This window comes from Micromonospora sp. WMMD734 (assembly GCF_049178975.1).
GTDB classification, from domain to species: Bacteria; Actinomycetota; Actinomycetes; order Mycobacteriales; family Micromonosporaceae; genus Micromonospora; species Micromonospora wenchangensis.
Window position 1 is genome coordinate 6,537,582 of the sequence record NZ_JBMHMK010000001.1, and the last position, 20,442, is coordinate 6,558,023.

The 20,442-nt window shown below is 69.3% G+C and carries 17 protein-coding genes; all 17 read left to right on the top strand.

Features of this window, described 5'->3' with window-relative positions; all coding sequences use genetic code 11:
• The first annotated feature begins 67 nt into the window (after positions 1–67).
• The 17 genes from ACN267_RS28520 to rplB all read left to right on the top strand — a co-directional run bounded on the left by ACN267_RS28520 (position 68) and on the right by rplB (position 20,434).
• Positions 68–892: an ABC transporter ATP-binding protein gene (locus tag ACN267_RS28520; protein WP_281902719.1), complete on the top strand. Its 825-nt coding sequence runs from the start codon at positions 68–70 to the stop codon at positions 890–892.
• A complete protein-coding gene (locus ACN267_RS28525) occupies positions 889–1,575 on the top strand; it encodes a hypothetical protein (protein WP_204957690.1) in 687 nt (228 codons plus the stop codon). Before ACN267_RS28520 ends, ACN267_RS28525 begins: the two co-directional genes overlap by 4 nt.
• A gap of 302 nt (positions 1,576–1,877) precedes the next feature.
• Entirely contained in the window at positions 1,878–2,426 is a 549-nt protein-coding gene (rplJ, locus tag ACN267_RS28530) for a 50S ribosomal protein L10 (protein ID WP_088644793.1), read from the top strand.
• A 54-nt stretch (positions 2,427–2,480) separates the two neighbouring features.
• Positions 2,481–2,870: a 50S ribosomal protein L7/L12 gene (rplL, locus tag ACN267_RS28535; RefSeq protein ID WP_088644794.1), complete on the top strand. Its 390-nt coding sequence runs from the start codon at positions 2,481–2,483 to the stop codon at positions 2,868–2,870.
• 590 nt (positions 2,871–3,460) lie between these two features.
• The gene (locus ACN267_RS28540) at positions 3,461–6,892 is read left to right on the top strand and encodes a DNA-directed RNA polymerase subunit beta (protein WP_204957691.1); all 3,432 of its coding nucleotides are present in this window, start codon (positions 3,461–3,463) and stop codon (positions 6,890–6,892) included.
• An 81-nt stretch (positions 6,893–6,973) separates the two neighbouring features.
• Entirely contained in the window at positions 6,974–10,864 is a 3,891-nt protein-coding gene (locus tag ACN267_RS28545) for a DNA-directed RNA polymerase subunit beta' (RefSeq protein WP_088644796.1), read from the top strand.
• 112 nt (positions 10,865–10,976) lie between these two features.
• Positions 10,977–11,345: a hypothetical protein gene (locus ACN267_RS28550; protein ID WP_421490054.1), complete on the top strand. Its 369-nt coding sequence runs from the start codon at positions 10,977–10,979 to the stop codon at positions 11,343–11,345.
• Between the two features lie 641 nt (positions 11,346–11,986).
• Positions 11,987–12,358 (top strand): DUF4190 domain-containing protein, encoded by a 372-nt coding sequence (locus ACN267_RS28555; RefSeq protein ID WP_145923052.1) that lies wholly within the window; start codon positions 11,987–11,989, stop codon positions 12,356–12,358.
• A gap of 475 nt (positions 12,359–12,833) precedes the next feature.
• On the top strand, positions 12,834–13,208 hold the full coding sequence (gene rpsL / locus ACN267_RS28560) for a 30S ribosomal protein S12 (protein ID WP_007465318.1): 375 nt from the start codon (positions 12,834–12,836) through the stop codon (positions 13,206–13,208).
• Position 13,209: 1 nt separating this feature from the next.
• Complete coding sequence (gene rpsG, locus ACN267_RS28565; protein ID WP_088647009.1) at positions 13,210–13,680, top strand: 30S ribosomal protein S7; 471 nt, start codon at positions 13,210–13,212, stop codon at positions 13,678–13,680.
• A gap of 75 nt (positions 13,681–13,755) precedes the next feature.
• Entirely contained in the window at positions 13,756–15,852 is a 2,097-nt protein-coding gene (fusA, locus tag ACN267_RS28570; protein ID WP_204924854.1) for an elongation factor G, read from the top strand.
• 220 nt (positions 15,853–16,072) lie between these two features.
• Entirely contained in the window at positions 16,073–17,266 is a 1,194-nt protein-coding gene (gene tuf / locus ACN267_RS28575; RefSeq protein ID WP_204924855.1) for an elongation factor Tu, read from the top strand.
• Positions 17,267–17,620: 354 nt separating this feature from the next.
• Positions 17,621–17,929, top strand: coding sequence for a 30S ribosomal protein S10 (rpsJ, locus tag ACN267_RS28580; RefSeq protein WP_007073037.1), 309 nt, complete (start codon positions 17,621–17,623; stop codon positions 17,927–17,929).
• A gap of 11 nt (positions 17,930–17,940) precedes the next feature.
• A complete protein-coding gene (rplC, locus tag ACN267_RS28585; protein WP_088647006.1) occupies positions 17,941–18,606 on the top strand; it encodes a 50S ribosomal protein L3 in 666 nt (221 codons plus the stop codon).
• A complete protein-coding gene (gene rplD, locus ACN267_RS28590; protein WP_204957693.1) occupies positions 18,603–19,283 on the top strand; it encodes a 50S ribosomal protein L4 in 681 nt (226 codons plus the stop codon). Before rplC ends, rplD begins: the two co-directional genes overlap by 4 nt.
• Positions 19,280–19,582: a 50S ribosomal protein L23 gene (gene rplW / locus ACN267_RS28595; protein ID WP_067301418.1), complete on the top strand. Its 303-nt coding sequence runs from the start codon at positions 19,280–19,282 to the stop codon at positions 19,580–19,582. Before rplD ends, rplW begins: the two co-directional genes overlap by 4 nt.
• A gap of 12 nt (positions 19,583–19,594) precedes the next feature.
• A complete protein-coding gene (gene rplB, locus ACN267_RS28600; RefSeq protein ID WP_204957694.1) occupies positions 19,595–20,434 on the top strand; it encodes a 50S ribosomal protein L2 in 840 nt (279 codons plus the stop codon).
• Positions 20,435–20,442 lie beyond the last annotated feature (8 nt).

Consider the following 20,442-nt stretch of genomic DNA (forward strand, 5'->3'; position numbering starts at 1 on the left):
GCAGGGGCCCCGCCACGCACCGTGGCGGGGCCTCCGCCGTGTGTCGGGCTGTGGCAGGCTCACCCCCATGCGACTGGAGGACGTCCGGCTCCGGTACCGCCGGAGCGGCCCCTGGGTGTTGCGCGGCGTCACGGCCCGCCTCGACCCGGGCGAGGTGGCGGTGGTGCTCGGCCGCAACGGGGCCGGCAAGTCGACCCTGCTGCAGCTCTGCGCCGGGGTGCTGCGGCCGGTCCGGGGCCGGGTGGTCGACCGTCCCCACCGGGTCGGCTGGGTGCCCGAGCGGTTCCCCGCCGACCAGCCGTTCACCGTGACCCGCTACCTCACCGCCATGGGCCGGGCCGCCGGCCTGGGCCGGGCCGACGCCGACCGGGCCGTCGACAGGTGGACCGACCGGTTGGGCCTGACCCCGTTCCGTACGGTCCGCCTGCCCGACCTGTCCAAGGGCACCGCGCAGAAGGTCGGCCTGGCCCAGGCGATGCTGCGCACCCCCGGCCTGCTGGTCCTCGACGAGCCCTGGGAGGGGCTGGACGCAGCCGCCCGCGGCCTGGTCCCGGAACTGGTCGACGAGGTGCTGGCGGCTGGGGGAGCGGTCCTGGTCAGCGACCACCGGGGCGAGACGGTCCGGCTGCCCGGGGCCCGGCACTGGACGGTCGCCGACGGTCTGCTCACCGACGAGCCGGCCACCGGTGACGCGGCCGTCGCCGTGGTCGAGGTCGCGGTGCCGGCCGCGCGGGTGGCCGGCACCGTCGCCCGGTTGCGCGCCGACGGCCACCGGATCCTGCGGGTACGCGAACCCGCCGGCACACCCCCACCGGCACCCGTCCCACCCGTCGGGGCCGGGTCGGCGGGCGAGCCGGCGCGGGACGGCCGGGCGGGGGAGGGGGCCCGGTGAGCGCGCTGGTGCGGATGCGGTTGGCCGGTTTCCTGCGTACCGGACGGGCGCTGGCGCCGCTGCTGGCCGGCCTGCTGGCCCTCGGCATCCTGTACGGCGGCGGCCGGGCCCGCCCGGCGGAGGCGTACGGCGTCAGCGCGGTCGTGCTCTTCCCCGTGCTGGCCTGGCAGACCAAGATCCTGCTGGACGTCGAACCGGACGTGCAGCGCCGGCTGGCGCAGGTGCTTGTCGGCCCGGTCCGGGAGCGGTGCGCCGGGCTGTTCGCGGCCGTCCTCGCCGGGCTGGGCACGGTGCTGGTCGCGCTGGTCTTCCCGTGGCCGGTCGGCGGGGTGGCCGCGCCCGGTCCGGGTGATCCGCCGGTGGTGGCGGCGTTGGCCCTCGGCCTGTGGGCGCACCTGCTCGCCCTGCTGCCGGCGGTGGCCCTGGGCGCCCTGGCCAGCCGGGCGCTCACCCGCAGCGCCGGGTACGGCGTGGCCGTGCTCGCCGTGGGCGCGGTCGGCACCCTCGCGCTGGGCCTGCGCGGCTCGGTGGCGCCCTGGCTGGTGCCGCCGGTGCTGGCCACCGCGCGGGCGCTCGCCGGTTCCCTGCCCGCCGGCACCGCGCTGCTCCTGTCGGCCTGGGCGCTGGTGTGGGCGGGGGTGGCGTTGGCCGGCTACGTCCGGTGGCGGCGGGTCCGTCCGTGAGCAACGGAGGGCGATTTGGTGATGGCCGGGCCGTCGCGTAACCTGGTGCGGTAGTTCCACCCAGAGACCGCTGGTCACCGTGCCCCGGCACGGTCGAAGGCTCCGCGACGACGGGCGACCCGCGCAGGGCGGTAAGCGTAATACGGTTCCTTTCCGTGGTCCGCCGACCATGGTGATCGGTCCGGTCCTCGCCCCGCGCGCCCTGCGCCGGGGCTTTTTCGTTGTCGTGAGGCCTCCGGCGTCGTCGCAGAGTTTCGTGCCGCGCGACGGCGACCAGCTCCGAGTAACGAGAGAGGAGGGACATGGCGGACAAGCCGATCCGGGCCGACAAGGCCACGGCCGTCGCTGAGCTGACCGAGAGCTTCCGTACCTCGGGCGCCGCGGTGCTCACCGAGTACCGTGGTCTGACGGTTTCCCAGCTCACCCAGCTGCGGCGCTCGCTCGGCAAGGAGACCACCTACACGGTTGCGAAGAACACGCTGGCCAAGCGTGCCGCGACCGAGGCGGGCATCTCCGGCCTCGACGAGCTGTTCACCGGTCCTACCGCGCTGACTTTCGTTTCGGGCGACGTCGTCGAGGCGGCGAAGGGTCTTCGCGACTTCGCGAAGGCCAACCCGAAGCTCGTCATCAAGGGCGGTGTGTTCGAGGGCAAGGCCATTTCCGCGGCCGAGGTCACGAAGCTCGCCGACCTGGAGTCCCGTGAGGTGCTGCTGGCCAAGCTGGCCGGCGCGATGAAGGGCAACCTGAGCAAGGCCGCGGCCCTGTTCCAGGCGCCGCTCTCCAAGGCCGCCCGCGCGGCGGCCGCCCTGGCGGACAAGAAGCGCGAGCAGGAGGGCGCCGAGGCGGCCTGAGGCCCCCCGGCGCACCACGTTCTTTAATTTTCATTGCGAGAAAGGACGCCAGACATGGCGAAGCTCAGCACCGACGAGCTGCTCGACGCGTTCAAGGAGATGACGCTGATCGAGCTCTCCGAGTTCGTGAAGCAGTTCGAGGAGACCTTCGAGGTCACCGCCGCCGCGCCGGTCGCGGTTGCCGCCGCGGGTGGTGCCGGTGGCGCCGCCGCCGCGCCGGTCGAGGAGGAGAAGGACGAGTTCGACGTCGTCCTGGAGGCCGACGGTGGCAAGAAGATCCAGGTCATCAAGGTCGTGCGTGAGCTGACCGGCCTGGGCCTCAAGGAGGCCAAGGACGCGGTCGAGTCCGCGCCGAAGGCGATCCTGGAGAAGGTCAACAAGGAGACCGCCGAGAAGGCCAAGGCCAAGCTCGAGGGTGAGGGCGCCAAGGTCACCCTCAAGTGACCTGAGGTCGACCCCTGGGGTCGACAGTGGCGCGTGTCCGGCTCGGGTGAGTCGCGGCACACCACGAACTGAACGGGCGGTGATCCGATACACGGATCACCGCCCGTCCTGCTTGGTGACTCCGGGTATCAGTGGTGTGAGCAGGGTGTTCGCACTCGTGGTGCGACATCGTGGTGACGCCGTGGGTAGCCCGTCCGTGGGAAACCCGTCGAGCAGGCGCTTGGAGCCTCTTGACGTGGCCCCGGCCTGCCAGGCACGCTGACACCAGCAAGACCTTCCGCGCTTGCGACGGCCCCCTCCCGGTAATGGCTGCGGCAGCACCAGCAGCCGCTCCACCCGGGCGGTCCGACAGGAACGTCGTGTTCCGAGCGGCCCGGTGTGACCCCGTTCTCCGGGGTCCCGTGGCGCGTTCCGCGACGACCTGCGGGATGGGCTGGACAGCGGTTAGCCTCTCGGCTACACTGCTAGTTTGCGCTGCCTTCCGACTTGACCCCTGCTCGGAAATGTCCGGTTACGGATATTTCTGGTGGGGTCATTGGAGTGCACGCGTACCAGCCGTTCTGCAGCACCGGTCCTCGGAAGGACGCATCTTGGCAGCTTCCCGCCCTGCGAAGACCAGTCGTACGTCGAGCGCTTTCGCGCCCCGCCGAGTTTCTTTCGGCAGGATCACCGAACACCTCGAGGTCCCCAACCTCCTCGCCATCCAGAACGAGTCCTTCGACTGGCTCGTCGGCAACGAGGCTTGGCAGGGCCGGTCGGCGGACGACCCGCACGCACGCTCGGGTCTCGCGGAAATCCTCGACGAGATCAGTCCCATTGAGGACTTTTCCGGCACCATGTCGCTGTCCTTCTCGGCACCGCGCTTCGACGAGGTCAAGGCCTCGATCGAGGAGTGCAAGGAGAAGGACCTGACCTACTGCGCCCCGCTGTTCGTGACGGCGGAGTTCACCAACAACACCACCGGCGAGATCAAGAGCCAGACGGTGTTCATGGGTGACTTCCCGATGATGACGCCCAAGGGCACGTTCATCATCAACGGCACCGAGCGCGTCGTGGTCAGCCAGCTCGTCCGGTCCCCGGGCGTCTACTTCGACAAGCAGCCGGACAAGACCTCCGACCGCGACCTCTCCAGCGTCAAGGTCATCCCCAGCCGGGGTGCCTGGCTGGAGTTCGACATCGACAAGCGCGACACGGTCGGCGTCCGCATCGACCGCAAGCGCCGGCAGGCCGTCACGGTCCTGCTCAAGGCCATCGGTTGGTCCGCCGAGCAGATCCGCGAGAAGTTCGGCTGGTCCGAGCTGATGATGACCACGCTCGAAAAGGACCACATCGCCGGCCAGGACGAGGCCCTGCTCGACATCTACCGCAAGCTCCGCCCTGGCGAGCCGCCGACCCGCGAGAACGCCCAGACCCTGCTCGACAACCTCTTCTTCAACCCGAAGCGGTACGACGTCGCCAAGGTCGGTCGGTACAAGTTCAACAAGAAGCTCGAACTCGACGTGCCGATCACCACCGGCACGCTCACCGAGGACGACGTCGTCGCCACCGTGGAGTACCTCTGCCGGCTGCACGCCGGTGAGGACGGCTACGAGGCCGACGACATCGACCACTTCGGCAACCGTCGCCTGCGTACCGTGGGCGAGCTGATCCAGAACCAGGTCCGGGTGGGTCTCTCCCGGATGGAGCGGGTCGTCCGTGAGCGGATGACCACGCAGGACGTCGAGGCGATCACGCCGCAGACCCTGATCAACATCCGCCCGGTGGTGGCGGCGATCAAGGAGTTCTTCGGTACGTCCCAGCTGTCCCAGTTCATGGACCAGACCAACCCGCTGGCGGGCCTGACCCACCGGCGGCGGCTGAGCGCGCTCGGCCCGGGTGGTCTGTCCCGGGAGCGGGCCGGCTTCGAGGTCCGCGACGTGCACCCGTCCCACTACGGCCGGATGTGCCCGATCGAGACGCCGGAAGGCCCGAACATCGGCCTGATCGGCGCGCTGTCCACCTTCGCCCGGGTCAACCCGTTCGGCTTCATCGAGACGCCGTACCGGAAGGTCGTCGAGGGTCGGGTCACCGACCAGATCGACTACCTGACCGCGGACGAAGAGGACCGGTTCGTCAAGGCCCAGGCCAACGCGCCGCTCAAGTCCGACGGCACGTTCGCCGAGGACCGGGTGCTGTGTCGCCGTAAGGGTGGCGAGACCGAGGACGTGGTCCCCGGCGCCGTCGACTACATGGACGTGTCGCCGCGGCAGATGACCTCGGTCGCGACCGCGATGATCCCGTTCCTGGAGCACGACGACGCCAACCGCGCGCTGATGGGCGCCAACATGCAGCGCCAGGCGGTGCCGCTGGTCAAGGCGGAGTCGCCGCTGGTCGGCACCGGTATGGAATACCGCGCCGCGGTCGACGCCGGTGACGTGGTGGTGGCCGAGGTCGGTGGCGTGATCGAGGATCTCTGCGCCGACTACATCACCATCCACCAGGACGACGGCCACCGCCGGACGTACCTGCTGCACAAGTTCCGCCGCTCCAACGCCGGCTCCTGCGTCAACCAGAAGCCTGTCGTCTTCGAGGGCGACCGCGTCGAGGCCGGCCAGGTCATCGCCGACGGTCCGTGCACCGACGAGGGCGAGATGGCGCTCGGACGCAACCTGCTGGTCGCGTTCATGTGCTGGGAGGGCCACAACTACGAGGACGCGATCATCCTGTCGCAGCGCCTCGTGCAGCAGGACGTGCTCACCTCGATCCACATCGAGGAGCACGAGGTCGACGCCCGGGACACCAAGCTCGGCCCGGAGGAGATCACCCGGGACATCCCGAACGTCAGCGAGGAGATGCTCGCCGACCTCGACGAGCGCGGCATCATCCGGATCGGCGCCGAGGTCGTCCCCGGCGACATCCTGGTCGGCAAGGTCACGCCGAAGGGCGAGACCGAGCTGACCCCGGAGGAGCGGCTGCTGCGGGCGATCTTCGGTGAGAAGGCCCGGGAGGTCCGGGACACCTCGCTGAAGGTGCCGCACGGCGAGACCGGCACGGTCATCGGGGTGCGGACCTTCTCCCGCGAGGACGGCGACGAACTGCCGCCGGGCGTCAACGAGCTGGTCCGGGTGTACGTCGCCCAGAAGCGCAAGATCCAGGACGGCGACAAGCTCGCCGGCCGGCACGGCAACAAGGGTGTCATCTCGAAGATCCTGCCGATCGAGGACATGCCGTTCCTGGAGGACGGCACCCCGGTCGACATCGTGCTGAACCCGCTGGGTGTGCCGTCCCGGATGAACATCGGCCAGGTCCTGGAGACCCACCTCGGGTGGGTGGCCAAGACCGGCTGGAGCGTGGACGGCGACGACACCGAGTGGAAGCGTCAGCTCCGCTCGATCGAGGCGCACGAGTCCGAGCCGGACACCAACGTGGCCACGCCGGTCTTCGACGGTGCCCGCGAGGAGGAGATCTCCGGTCTGCTCGCGTCGACCCTGCCCAACCGGGACGGCAAGCAGCTGATCGGTTCCTCCGGCAAGGCGCAGCTGTTCGACGGTCGTTCCGGCGAGCCGCTGCCCGACCCGATCGCGGTCGGCTACATCTACATCCTGAAGCTCAACCACCTGGTCGACGACAAGATCCACGCCCGGTCGACCGGTCCGTACTCGATGATCACGCAGCAGCCGCTGGGTGGTAAGGCGCAGTTCGGTGGCCAGCGCTTCGGTGAGATGGAGTGCTGGGCGATGCAGGCGTACGGCGCCGCCTACGCCCTGCAGGAACTGCTGACGATCAAGTCCGACGACGTCCTGGGCCGGGTCAAGGTCTACGAGGCGATCGTCAAGGGCGAGAACATCCCGGAGCCGGGCATCCCGGAGTCGTTCAAGGTGTTGCTCAAGGAGCTCCAGTCGCTGTGCCTGAACGTCGAGGTGCTCAGCAGCGACGGGGTGGCCCTGGAGATGCGCGAGACCGACGACGAGGTGTTCCGGGCCGCGGAGGAGCTGGGCATCGACCTGTCCCGGCGCGAGCCGAGCTCGGTCGAAGAGGTGTAAGTGGTGCGGGTCGGGGGCCGGCTGTCCGGCTCCCGACCCCGCCCGTGATCTAGCTGTAAAGACGACGACATAGGGGACATAGTGCTCGACGTCAACTTCTTCGACGAGCTGCGCATCGGCCTCGCGACCGCGGACGACATCCGCCAGTGGTCGCACGGTGAGGTCAAGAAGCCCGAGACGATCAACTACCGCACCCTCAAGCCGGAGAAGGACGGGCTCTTCTGCGAGAAGATCTTCGGTCCTCAGCGGGACTGGGAGTGCTACTGCGGCAAGTACAAGCGGGTCCGGTTCAAGGGCATCATCTGTGAGCGCTGCGGCGTCGAGGTGACCCGTTCCAAGGTCCGTCGGGAGCGGATGGGGCACATCGAGCTGGCCGCTCCGGTGACCCACATCTGGTACTTCAAGGGCGTGCCGAGCCGGCTGGGCTACCTGCTGGACCTCGCCCCCAAGGACCTCGAAAAGATCATCTACTTCGCCTCGTACGTCGTGACGAGCGTGGACGCCGAGGCGCGTCACCGTGACCTCTCGACGATCGAGAACGAGATCCTCGCCGAGAAGCGGCAGTCCGAGAACAGCCGCGACTCGGAGATCGAGAAGCGGGCCGCCAAGCTGGAGGCCGACCTGGCCGAGCTGGAGGCCGAGGGCGCCAAGGCGGACGTCCGGCGCAAGGTCAAGGAGGGCGGAGAGCGCGAGATGCGCCAGATCCGCGACCGGGCCCAGCGCGAGATCGACCGCCTCGACGAGGTCCTCGACACGTTCCGCAAGCTCGACTCCAAGCAGCTGGTCACCGACGAGCTGCTCTACCGCGAGCTGCGTGACCGGTTCGGCGAGTACTTCACCGGTGGCATGGGCGCCGAGGCGATCAAGGCGCTGGTCCAGAACATGGACCTCGACGCCGAGGCTGAGAACCTCCGCGAGACCATCCGCTCCGGCAAGGGCCAGCGCAAGATCCGCGCGCTCAAGCGGCTGAAGGTCGTCGCGGCGTTCCTGAACACCCGCAACTCGCCGCTGGGCATGGTGCTGGACTGCGTCCCGGTCATCCCGCCGGACCTGCGCCCGATGGTGCAGCTCGACGGTGGCCGCTTCGCGACCTCCGACCTGAACGACCTGTACCGCCGGGTGATCAACCGGAACAACCGGCTCAAGCGGCTGATCGACCTCGGCGCGCCCGAGATCATCGTCAACAACGAGAAGCGGATGCTCCAGGAGGCCGTCGACGCGCTGTTCGACAACGGCCGTCGTGGCCGGCCGGTCACCGGCCCGGGTAACCGCCCGCTCAAGTCGCTGTCCGACATGCTCAAGGGCAAGCAGGGCCGGTTCCGGCAGAACCTGCTCGGCAAGCGCGTCGACTACTCCGGCCGTTCGGTCATCGTGGTCGGCCCCAAGCTGAAGCTGCACCAGTGCGGCCTGCCCAAGCAGATGGCGCTGGAGCTGTTCAAGCCGTTCGTGATGAAGCGGCTGGTCGACCTCAACCACGCGCAGAACATCAAGTCCGCCAAGCGGATGGTCGAGCGGCAGCGCCCGGTCGTGTGGGACGTGCTGGAAGAGGTCATCGGCGAGCACCCGGTGCTGCTCAACCGCGCGCCGACGCTGCACCGCCTGGGCATCCAGGCCTTCGAGCCGCAGCTGGTCGAGGGCAAGGCGATCCAGATCCACCCGCTGGTCTGCACCGCGTTCAACGCCGACTTCGACGGTGACCAGATGGCGGTGCACGTGCCGCTGTCGGCCGAGGCCCAGGCCGAGGCGCGGATCCTGATGCTGTCGTCGAACAACATCCTCAAGCCGGCCGACGGCAAGCCGGTCACCATGCCCACCCAGGACATGGTCATCGGTCTCTACCACCTCACCCACCTGACCCCGGGTGGGATCGGCGAGGGCCGGGCGTTCAGCTCGGACGCCGAGGCGCGGATGGCCTTCGACGCGGGCGAGCTGCACCTGCAGACCCCGGTCAAGATCCGGCTGCGGGACGTGATCGGTGTCGACAACGGCAACGGCGCGGAGCCCTGGGTGGCCCCGGAGGGCTGGGTCGAGGGTGAGCCGCTGACCGTGGAGACCACGCTCGGCCGGGTCCTGTTCAACGAGACGCTGCCGCAGGGCTACCGCTTCGTGAACTACGAGATCCGCAAGGGCCAGCTCTCCGCGATCGTCAACGACCTCGCGGAGCGTTTCCCCAAGGTGGCGCTGGCCGCCACCCTGGACGGGCTCAAGGAGGCCGGTTTCCACTGGGCCACCTGGTCCGGCGTCACCATCGGCATGGAGGACGTCATCGCTCCGCCGCGCAAGCGGGAGATCCTGGAGCGGTACGAGAAGGAAGCCGACCGGATCGACAAGCAGTACCAGCGTGGTCTGATGACCGCCGAGGAGCGTCGCGGCGAACTCATCGAGATCTGGACCAAGGCGACCAACGAGGTCGCCAAGGAGATGGACACCGCGCTGCCGCAGGAGAACCCGCTGTGGAAGATGATCAACTCGGGCGCCCGCGGTAACCTGCTCCAGCTCCGGCAGATCGCGGCGATCCGTGGTCTGGTGGCCAACCCGAAGGGCGAGATCATCCCGCGACCCATCAAGGCGTCGTACCGGGAGGGTCTGTCCGTGCTGGAGTACTTCATCTCCACGCACGGTGCCCGTAAGGGTCTGGCGGACACCGCGCTGCGTACCGCCGACTCGGGTTACCTGACCCGTCGTCTGGTGGACGTCTCGCAGGACGTCATCATCCGCGAGGAGGACTGCGGCACCGACCGGGCGATCCCGATGCAGATCGGCGAGCGTCTGGAGGGTGGCCGGCTGGTCGTCCACGAGCACGCCGAGACCAGCGTGCACGCTCGTACCCTGGCCGACGACATCAAGGGGCCGGACGGCACCGTGGTGGCCCACCGGGGTCAGGACATCAACTCCATCGGGGTCGACAAGATCGTCGCCGCCGGGGTGGAGACGGTCCGGGTGCGCAGCGTGCTCACCTGCGAGTCGAAGCTGGGCGTCTGCGGTGCGTGCTACGGCCGCTCGCTGCCGACCGGCAAGACCGTGGACGTCGGCGAGGCGGTCGGCATCATCGCCGCCCAGTCGATCGGTGAGCCGGGCACCCAGCTGACGATGCGTACCTTCCACACCGGTGGTGTCGCGGGTGAGGACATCACCCAGGGTCTGCCGCGTGTCCAGGAGATCTTCGAGGCGCGTATCCCGAAGGGCAAGGCGCCCATCGCCGACACCCCGGGCCGGATCCGGATCGAGGACGGCGAGCGATCCCGGAAGATCATCGTGGTGCCGGACGACGGCAGCGACGAGATCGTCTACGACAAGATCTCCAAGCGGGTCCGGCTGCGGACCCACGACGGGGACCACGTCGAGGTCGGCGAGAAGCTCACCGAGGGCACCATCGACCCGCACGAGCTGCTGCGCATCCTCGGCCCGCGCGCGGTCCAGGTCCACCTGACCCAGGAGGTCCAGGAGGTCTACCGGTCGCAGGGTGTGCTCATCCACGACAAGCACATCGAGATCATCATCCGCCAGATGCTCAAGCGGGTGACGGTCATCGACTCCGGCTCGACCGAGTTCCTGCCGGGTGTGCTGGTCGACCGGGCGCTGTTCGAGTCGGAGAACCGCCGGCTCGTCGGCGAGGGTGGCGAGCCCGCCGCCGGTCGTCCGGTGCTGATGGGTATCACCAAGGCCTCGCTGGCCACCGACTCCTGGCTCTCGGCGGCCTCCTTCCAGGAGACCACCCGGGTGCTGACCGACGCGGCGATCAACTCGCGCAGCGACTCGCTGGTCGGCCTCAAGGAGAACGTGATCATCGGTAAGCTCATCCCGGCCGGTACCGGCATCAGCAAGTACCGCAACGTCCGGGTCGAGCCGACCGAGGAGGCGAAGGCCAAGGTCTACTCGATGACCGGCTACCCGGAGACCGACTACGGCTTCGGGCCGGCCAGCGGCCAGGCGGTTCCGCTTGACGACTTCGACTTCGGGTCGTACCGCTGAGCACCAGTTGACGAGGAAGGCCCCCGGCGCGACGCCGGGGGCCTTCCTCGTCACGGGGCCGGTGCCGGCGGGAAGTGTCAGGTACGGCCGGAGGGCGGGCATGATGGTGGGCATGACGACCGCTGCGGGGCAGGTGCCGTTGGCGCACCAGCCACCACGTCATCCGCTCGACCCGGACCCGGTCCGCGCCACCAAGGCCCGGGCCGTCTTCGCGCTCGGGTTGATCGGGGCGTTGACCGGGCTCTTCGTCGGCGGGGTGGTGCCCGCCACGATCGCCCTCCAGTTGGCCCGGCAGGCCCGCCGGGAGGCGTACGCCTCGGGTGGGTTCCTCACCGGTGCGGCCTGGCTGCGGCGGGGGGAGCGGTTGGCCTGGGTGGGCCTGGTGCTGGTCGCGGTCGCGGTGGTGACGCTGGTGGTGATCGGCGTGGTCCGGCTGGCCGGGTCCCCGTACGGGCAGGACTTCGCCCCGAACGTCGACTGACCCGTCGGGGTGATGATCCGGCAGGGGGCACCCGCGGTGCGCGGCGGCGGTAGCCTGGCCGGTGTCCGTCGCGTGACGGTGGACCCAGATCGCGACAGGAGGACCCCGTGACGGAACCGGCGTCGCCGTCGGGAGGCGACCCGGGCGGACCGCCCGTCGGCTCCCCGGAGCCGGCCGCGCCCGGCACCGACGCCGGGACGACCCGCCCGCCCGACCCGTGGGCCGCCGGCCCGTGGGGCACGCCGTCCGAGCCCGGCCCGGTGCACGGCGCCGGCATCCCGCCGGAGGCCACCCCCCTCGGGTACGCCCCACCGCCGATGTCCGGGGCCGGCGGCACACCATCGGGTGGCGGGCCGGCCGGTGCCGCCCCGTTCAGTGCTGCCCCCTCTAGTGCTGCCCCGTTCCGTGGTGGGCCGCCCGTCGGCGGGCCGTTCCTCGGGGCCGGGGGACCGTCGGCCGGGCCGTCGCCGTATCCGGGGCCGTCGCCGCACCCCGGCCCGGGTGGAGCGATGGTGGCGGCCGGGGCGTACCCGGGTCAGCCGGCGGCCGGGACGGGCTGGCCGACGCCGTCGGGGCACGGACCGGGGCCGCTGCCACCACCGCCGCCGGAGGCCCCGCGCGCACCCAAGCGGGTCGACGCCGTGCCCGGCACCCCCTTCGGGGTGGTGCACCTGGACGTGCCGGCGGTCACCTCCGGGCCGGCGGTGGGCTCGTTGATCGCCGGCATCGGGTCGATCCTGGTGTCGTTCCTGGTGATCTGCTTCGGCGTCGGGGGAGCGCAGCTCGGCGGCGCCTGGGCGGCCGGCGCGTTCACCGTGCCGGGGGTGCTGGCCGGTACGGCGGCGATCGTCGCCGGGCTGCTGGCCCGCCGGCAGATCCGCCGGGCCGCGCCACCACCGGCGGTGCGGTTCACCGGTCGGGGCCTGGCGACGGCCGGGATCAGCTGCGGCGGGGTGGGGCTGGTGCTCAGCCTGCTGGGCCTGGGGCTGGCGTTGCTGGTGCAGTTGGCGTGACCCCCGTCGCCCGGGGGTGACGGGCTGCGACGCGCGGCAGCCGGTACACTGGACAGCCTAGGGGCCCGTCACGGGCGAGCAGGCAGGGCGCACGGCGCGACCGACGGAGTTCTGAGACCCGGCGGACCAGCCCGTTTTGACCTGCGAGGCTGTGGTAGGTACTCTTTCCCCTTGCGCCCGGGCATGCCTGGGCGACTCGTGCGTGCGCGGGATCCGGATTGATCCGGAGATCGAGCGGCCGTACGACACAGTCCACAGGACCCGGCGGGCGGACGACCACGCGCCGGTGACAGAAGCCGGTGCCACCCGCGCGAGCGACGGCACCGGGACCGCGAACCGGGCGACACACCCGACCGCGGGTACCGGGACCGCCGCGAGGCGGACCCGGTCGGAATGTAGGAGAGTCGGCCACCAGGTCGGCTAACGAGCAGACGGCGCGGTCGCGTGACGCGGCCGAAGGGAGCGGAGAAACCCGGTGCCCACCATTCAGCAGCTGGTCCGAAAGGGCCGCCAGGCCAAGACGACCAAGACCAAGACCCCGGCGCTGAAGGGATCCCCTCAGCGGCGCGGTGTGTGCACCCGCGTGTACACCACCACCCCCAAGAAGCCGAACTCGGCGCTCCGCAAGGTCGCGCGTGTCAAGCTCAGCAGCCAGATCGAGGTGACCGCCTACATCCCGGGCGTGGGTCACAACCTTCAGGAGCACTCGATCGTGCTCGTTCGCGGCGGCCGGGTGAAGGACCTCCCCGGCGTGCGTTACAAGATCGTCCGCGGCTCGCTGGACACCCAGGGTGTCCGCAACCGCAAGCAGGCGCGCAGCCGGTACGGCGCGAAGAAGGAGAAGAGCTGACATGCCGCGTAAGGGACCCGCTCCGCGGAAGCCGCTGGTCGCTGACCCGGTGTACAACTCGCCGCTGGTCACCCAGCTGGTCAACAAGATCCTGATGCGCGGCAAGCGGCAGCTCGCCGAGCGCATCGTGTACGCCGCCCTGGAGGGCTGCCGCGAGAAGAGCGGCACCGACCCGGTCGTCACCCTCAAGCGCGCGATGGACAACGTCAAGCCGACCCTGGAGGTGCGCAGCCGCCGGGTCGGTGGCGCCACCTACCAGGTGCCGGTCGAGGTCCGTCCGGCCCGGGCGACCACCCTCGGTCTGCGCTGGCTGGTCACGTACTCCAAGGCCCGCCGCGAGAAGACCATGGTCGAGCGGCTGATGAACGAGCTGCTCGACGCGAGCAACGGTCTGGGCGCCGCCGTCAAGCGGCGCGAGGACACCCACAAGATGGCGGAGTCCAACAAGGCCTTCGCGCACTACCGCTGGTAACAGCCTGGTTCCGGCGCCGGACCGGCGCCGGAACCGCCACCGGTCGAGTCGAGACGACGATAAGTAGGGATTGAAGTGGCCGCCGCAGACGCGCTCGCCAACGTACGCAACATCGGCATCATGGCGCACATCGATGCCGGTAAGACCACGACCACCGAGCGGATCCTGTTCTACACCGGTATCACCTACAAGATCGGTGAGGTCCACGAGGGCGCTGCCGTCATGGACTGGATGGAGCAGGAGCAGGAGCGTGGTATCACCATCACCTCCGCTGCCACCAAGTGTGAGTGGAAGGGCCACACGATCCAGATCATCGACACGCCCGGTCACGTCGACTTCACGGTCGAGGTCGAGCGGTCGTTGCGGGTGCTGGACGGTGCGGTCGCGGTCTACGACGGCGTGGCCGGCGTGGAGCCGCAGACGGAGAACGTCTGGCGGCAGGCCGACAAGTACCACGTCCCGCGGATGTGCTTCGTCAACAAGCTCGACCGTACGGGCGCGGACTTCTTCCGCTGCGTCCAGATGATGATCGACCGGCTCAACGCCACCCCGCTGGTGCTCCAGATCCCGATCGGGCTCGAGGGCGACCACATCGGTGTCGTCGACCTGATCGGCATGCGCGCCCTCACCTGGCGCGGGGAGACCCAGAAGGGTGAGGACTACGCCATCGAGGAGATCCCGGCCGACCTGGCCGACTCCGCGGCCGAGTGGCGCGAGAAGCTGATGGAGACCCTGGCCGACGTCGACGACGCGGTGATGGAGAAGTACCTGGAGGGCGAGGAGATCTCCGTCGAGGAGATCAAGGCCGCCATCCGGCGGGCCACCATCGCCAGCAAGGCCAACCCGGTGCTGTGCGGCTCGGCGTTCAAGAACAAGGGCGTGCAGCCCATGCTCGACGCCGTGGTCGACTTCCTGCCGTCGCCGCTGGACGTGCCGGCCATCGAGGGCACCGCGACCGACGGCGAGACGCCGTTGCAGCGTAAGCCGTCGAAGGCGGAGCCCTTCTCCGGCCTGGCCTTCAAGATCCAGACCGACAAGCACCTCGGCAAGCTCACCTACGTCCGGGTCTACTCCGGCGTGGTCGAGACCGGTAACCAGGTGGTGAACTCCACCAAGGACCGCAAGGAGCGGATCGGCAAGATCTACCAGATGCACGCCAACAAGCGGGAAGAGCGCGGCTCGGCCCAGGCTGGCGACATCATCGCGGTGCAGGGTCTCAAGCAGACCACCACCGGTGACACCCTCTGCGACCCGGCGAACCCGGTCATCCTGGAGTCGATGACCTTCCCCGAGCCGGTCATCGAGGTGGCGATCGAGCCGAAGACCAAGGCCGACCAGGAGAAGCTCAGCACCGCCATCCAGCGGCTGGCCGAGGAGGACCCGACCTTCCGCGTCAAGCTGGACGAGGAGACCGGTCAGACGGTCATCGCCGGCATGGGCGAGCTGCACCTGGACATCCTGGTCGACCGGATGCGCCGCGAGTTCAACGTCGAGGCGAACATCGGCAAGCCGCAGGTGGCGTACCGCGAGACGATCCGCCGCAAGGTGGACAAGATCGAGTACACCCACAAGAAGCAGACCGGTGGCTCCGGCCAGTACGCCCGCGTCATCGTGAGCATCGAGCCGCTGCCGCTGGACAACGAGTCGCCGACCTACGAGTTCGCCAACGCCGTCACCGGTGGCCGCATCCCCCGGGAGTTCATCCCGTCGGTGGACGCCGGTGCGCAGGACGCCATGCAGTACGGCATCCTGGCGGGCTTCCCGCTGGTCGGTGTCAAGCTGACCCTGCTGGATGGCCAGTACCACGAGGTCGACTCGTCCGAAATGGCATTCAAGATCGCCGGCTCGATGGTGATGAAGGAGGCGGCCCGCAAGGCCGACCCCGCGCTCCTCGAACCGATGATGGCCGTTGAGGTCACCACTCCCGAGGAGAACATGGGTGACGTCATCGGCGACCTCAACTCCCGCCGTGGCATCATCCAGGCGATGGAGGAGCGCAGCGGCGCCCGCATCGTGAGGGCCCTGGTGCCGTTGTCGGAGATGTTCGGCTACGTCGGCGACCTGCGGTCGAAGACCCAGGGCCGGGCAAGCTACAGCATGCAGTTCGACTCCTACGCCGAGGTGCCGCAGAGCGTGGCGAAGGAGATCATCGCCAAGGCGACGGGTGAGTGACGCTCACCTGCTGCTGATCCGGTGAGCCGGGGCCGGTCGCGGACGGGAGTCCCGCCCGCGACCACCTCGGTCGGGTTGTGTGAATCCGGGCCTGTAGGCTTCATCGCCGCAGAACCCACCAAGCTCTCCGGCCGCAGGCCGGAAAGGCTGTCGACAGAGTCCTAAGCGCCGTCCGGCGCGCCGGGGCGAGAAGAACCAAGAAGTCCACAGGAGGACACCAGTGGCGAAGGCGAAGTTCGAGCGGACTAAGCCGCACGTCAACATCGGCACCATTGGTCACATCGACCACGGTAAGACGACGCTGACGGCGGCCATCACGAAGGTCCTGCACGACCAGTACCCGGACCTCAACCCGTACACGCCGTTCGACGAGATCGACAAGGCGCCGGAGGAGAAGGCCCGCGGTATCACGATCTCGATCGCACACGTCGAGTACCAGACCGAGGCGCGGCACTACGCGCACGTCGACTGCCCCGGGCACGCCGACTACATCAAGAACATGATCACCGGTGCCGCGCAGATGGACGGCGCGATCCTGGTGGTCGCCGCGACCGACGGCCCGATGCCGCAGACCCGCGAGCACGTGCTGCTGGCCCGTCAGGTCGGTGTGCCGTACATCGTCGTGGCGCTCAACAAGAGCGACATGGTCGACGACGAGGAGCTCCTGGAGCTCGTCGAGCTCGAGGTCCGCGAGCTGCTCTCGGCGCAGGAGTACCCGGGTGACGACCTGCCGGTCGTCCGGGTCTCGGCGCTGAAGGCCCTCGAGGGTGACCCCGAGTGGACCGGCCGCCTGCTGGAGCTGATGAACGCGGTCGACACCGCGATCCCGCAGCCCGAGCGGGAGACCGAGAAGCCGTTCCTGATGCCGATCGAGGACGTCTTCACGATCACCGGTCGTGGCACGGTCGTCACCGGTCGCGCCGAGCGCGGCATCCTCAAGCCGAACGAGGAGGTGGAGATCGTCGGCATCCGCGAGAAGTCGCAGAAGACGGTCTGCACCGGCATCGAGATGTTCCGCAAGCTGCTCGACGAGGCCCGCGCGGGCGAGAACGTCGGTCTGCTGCTGCGTGGCATCAAGCGCGAGGACGTCGAGCGCGGCATGGTGGTCGTCAAGCCGGGCACCAGCACCCCGCACACGGAGTTCGAGGCGACGGTCTACATCCTCTCCAAGGAGGAGGGCGGCCGGCACACCCCGTTCTTCCAGAACTACCGCCCGCAGTTCTACTTCCGTACCACCGACGTCACCGGTGTCGTCACCCTCCCCGAGGGCACCGAGATGGTCATGCCGGGCGACAACACCACGATGGCCGTCAAGCTCATCCAGCCCATCGCGATGGAGGACAACCTCAAGTTCGCGATCCGCGAGGGTGGTCGTACGGTCGGCGCGGGTCGCGTCACCAAGATCATCAAGTGACCCAGGTAACCCCGATTAGCGTCGCCGCCGGTCGTGCGGCATACTAGTCAGGTTGCGTAACGACGGTTAGTCGCCCGTGTCCGGCGAAAGCTGGACCTCCGGGAAGACCAACAGTCGCGCGTAGGGTGGTTGATCGCCCCTGGCGGTCAACCACCCTCGCACGGCGTCCAGATCGCTGTGATGCGATCGGCGCCTTGACCCACCGCGTGGTCAGAGAGTCGCTCCGGAGTCCCGGGGCGGAGCCTGGTCCGAGGGCGCGACACGCCCGACCGCGGGGGTCGGCGAAGTGGGCCTGTGCCAGCCGGTACAGGTGCCCGCAACACAGCGGCATCGAGAGAAGGAACAGAAGCCACCATGGCGGGACAGAAGATCCGCATCCGGCTCAAGGCCTATGACCACGAGGTCGTCGACTCCTCGGCGCGGAAGATCGTCGAGACGGTGACGCGCACCGGGGCGCAGGTCGCGGGCCCGGTGCCGCTGCCCACGGAGATCAACCGTTTCTGCGTCATCCGCTCGCCGCACAAGTACAAGGACTCGCGCGAGCACTTCGAGATGCGTACGCACAAGCGGCTGATCGACATCATCGACCCGACCCCGAAGACGGTCGACTCGCTCATGCGCCTCGACCTGCCGGCTGGCGTCGACATCGAGATCAAGCTGTAGGGACCGGACAAATGGACAGGCAAGTCAAGGGGATCCTGGGCGCAAAGCTCGGCATGACCCAGGTCTGGGACAACAACAAGGTTGTCCCCGTGACCGTGGTTCAGGCCGGCCCCTGCGTCGTCAGCCAGGTTCGTAGCGCCGAGAAGGACGGTTACTCCGCGGTCCAGCTCGCCTACGGCACGATCGACCCGCGCAAGGCCAAGAAGCCGCTCGCCGGGCACTACGCCAAGGCGGACGTGGCGCCGCGCCGGCACATCGTCGAGCTGCGCACCACCGATGCCGCGGACTACTCGCTCGGCCAGGAGGTCACGGTCGAGGAGTTCCCGGTCGGCGTGGTCATCGACGTCACCGGCAAGACCAAGGGCAAGGGCTACGCCGGCCCGATGAAGCGGCACGGCTTCCACGGTCTGCGGGCCAGCCACGGTGTCGAGCGCAAGCACCGCTCGCCGGGCTCCATCGGCGCCTGCGCGACCCCGGGTCGCGTCTTCAAGGGCACCCGGATGGCGGGCCGGATGGGTGGCGTGCGCTACACCGTCCAGAACCTGACCGTCCAGGCGGTCGACACCGAGAACAACCTCCTGCTCGTCCGTGGTGCCATTCCCGGCCCCAAGGGCGCGCTGGTCCTGGTCCGCACCGCGGCCAAGACGAAGGCGAAGAAGGGCGGTGTGGCCAAGTGACCACCGTTGACGTCCTCAACGTCGAAGGCGCCAAGAGCGGCTCCGTCGAGCTGCCGGCCGACATCTTCGACGTCCAGGCCAACATCGCGCTGATGCACCAGGTCGTGGTGGCTCAGCTCGCGGCGGCCCGGCAGGGCACCCACAAGGCCAAGTCCCGTGGCGAGGTCTCCGGCGGCGGCAAGAAGCCGTACAAGCAGAAGGGCACCGGTCGTGCCCGGCAGGGCTCGATCCGCGCGCCGCAGTTCGCCGGCGGTGGCGTGGTCCACGGCCCGGTGCCGCGCGACTACAGCCAGCGGACCCCGAAGAAGATGAAGGCCGCCGCCCTGCGTGGCGCCCTCTCCGACCGGGCCCGCGCCGGCCAGGTGCACGTCGTCGAGACCTTCGTCTCGGGCGAGAAGCCGTCGACCAAGGCGGCCCTGGCCACCCTGGCCAAGCTGACCGGGGCCCGGCGGGTGCTGGTCGTGCTGAGCAGCACCGACGAGCTGAACTGGGTGTCGCTGCGCAACGAGCCGCGGGTGCACCTGATCGAGTCCGGCCAGCTCAACACGTACGACGTGCTGGTGGCCGACGACGTGGTCTTCAGCAAGGACGCCCTGGACGAGTTCCTGGGCGTGCCCGCGGAGGCCGGCCCTGCGGCCGAGTCCGCCGCCGAGACCACCGAGGAGGGTGGCAAGTGAGCACGATCGCCGACCCGCGGGACGTCATCGTCGCGCCGGTCGTCTCGGAGAAGAGCTACAGCGAGCTGAACCGGAACTGGTACACCTTCCTGGTGCACCCGGACGCGAACAAGACCGAGATCAAGATCGCTATCCAGCAGATCTTCAACGTCCGCGTCCTGACGGTCAACACGCTCAACCGCCAGGGCAAGCGCAAGCGCACCAAGACCGGCTTCGGTCAGCGCAAGGCGACCAAGCGGGCGATCGTGAAGCTGGCTGACGGTGACCGTATCGAGGCCTTCGGCGGCCCGGTCAGCTGAGGGGTGTAGACAATGGCTATCCGTAAGTACAAGCCGACGACGCCGGGCCGACGCGGCTCCAGCGTCGCCGACTTCGCCGAGATCACCCGGTCCACGCCGGAGAAGTCCCTGCTGGCCCCGCTGCCGAAGAAGGGCGGACGCAACGCCCACGGCCGGATCACCGCCCGGCACCACGGCGGCGGCCACAAGCGGCAGTACCGCCTGATCGACTTCAAGCGGGTCGACAAGGACGGCGTGCCGGCGAAGGTCGCGCACATCGAGTACGACCCGAACCGCACCGCGCGCATCGCGCTGCTGCACTACGCCGACGGCGAGAAGCGCTACATCCTCGCGCCGAAGGACATGAAGCAGGGCGACCGGGTCGAGTCCGGGCCGGGTGCCGACATCAAGCCGGGCAACAACCTGCCGCTGCGCAACATCCCGGTCGGTACCACGATCCACAACGTGGAGCTGCGTCCGGGCGGCGGCGCCAAGCTGGCCCGTTCGGCAGGCGTCGGCATCCAGCTGCTCGGCCGGGAGGGCGTCTACGCGACCCTGCGTATGCCGTCCGGCGAGATCCGGCGGGTCGACGTGCGCTGCCGTGCCAGCGTCGGCGAGATCGGCAACGCCGACCAGTCGAACATCAACTGGGGCAAGGCCGGCCGGATGCGGTGGAAGGGCAAGCGCCCGACCGTCCGTGGTGTCGCGATGAACCCGGTCGACCACCCGCACGGTGGTGGTGAGGGTAAGACCTCCGGTGGTCGCCACCCGGTGAACCCGCAGGGTAAGCCCGAGGGCCGCACCCGTCGTAAGGGCCAGCCGAGCGACCGGCTGATCGTCCGCCGCCGCTACGCCACGCGTAAGCGCGGCTGAGGGAGATA

What these genes read in the sequence shown, in the direction of transcription:
- rpsG (WP_088647009.1), top strand. Translation starts at nt 13,210, where the DNA reads ATGCCGCGTAAGGGACCCGCTCCGCGGAAGCCGCTGGTCGCTGACCCG.
- rplJ (WP_088644793.1), top strand. Translation starts at nt 1,878, where the DNA reads ATGGCGGACAAGCCGATCCGGGCCGACAAGGCCACGGCCGTCGCTGAG.
- rplL (WP_088644794.1), top strand. Translation starts at nt 2,481, where the DNA reads ATGGCGAAGCTCAGCACCGACGAGCTGCTCGACGCGTTCAAGGAGATG.
- rplC (WP_088647006.1), top strand. Translation starts at nt 17,941, where the DNA reads ATGGACAGGCAAGTCAAGGGGATCCTGGGCGCAAAGCTCGGCATGACC.
- rpsJ (WP_007073037.1), top strand. Translation starts at nt 17,621, where the DNA reads ATGGCGGGACAGAAGATCCGCATCCGGCTCAAGGCCTATGACCACGAG.
- rplB (WP_204957694.1), top strand. Translation starts at nt 19,595, where the DNA reads ATGGCTATCCGTAAGTACAAGCCGACGACGCCGGGCCGACGCGGCTCC.
- ACN267_RS28550 (WP_421490054.1), top strand. Translation starts at nt 10,977, where the DNA reads ATGACGACCGCTGCGGGGCAGGTGCCGTTGGCGCACCAGCCACCACGT.
- ACN267_RS28520 (WP_281902719.1), top strand. Translation starts at nt 68, where the DNA reads ATGCGACTGGAGGACGTCCGGCTCCGGTACCGCCGGAGCGGCCCCTGG.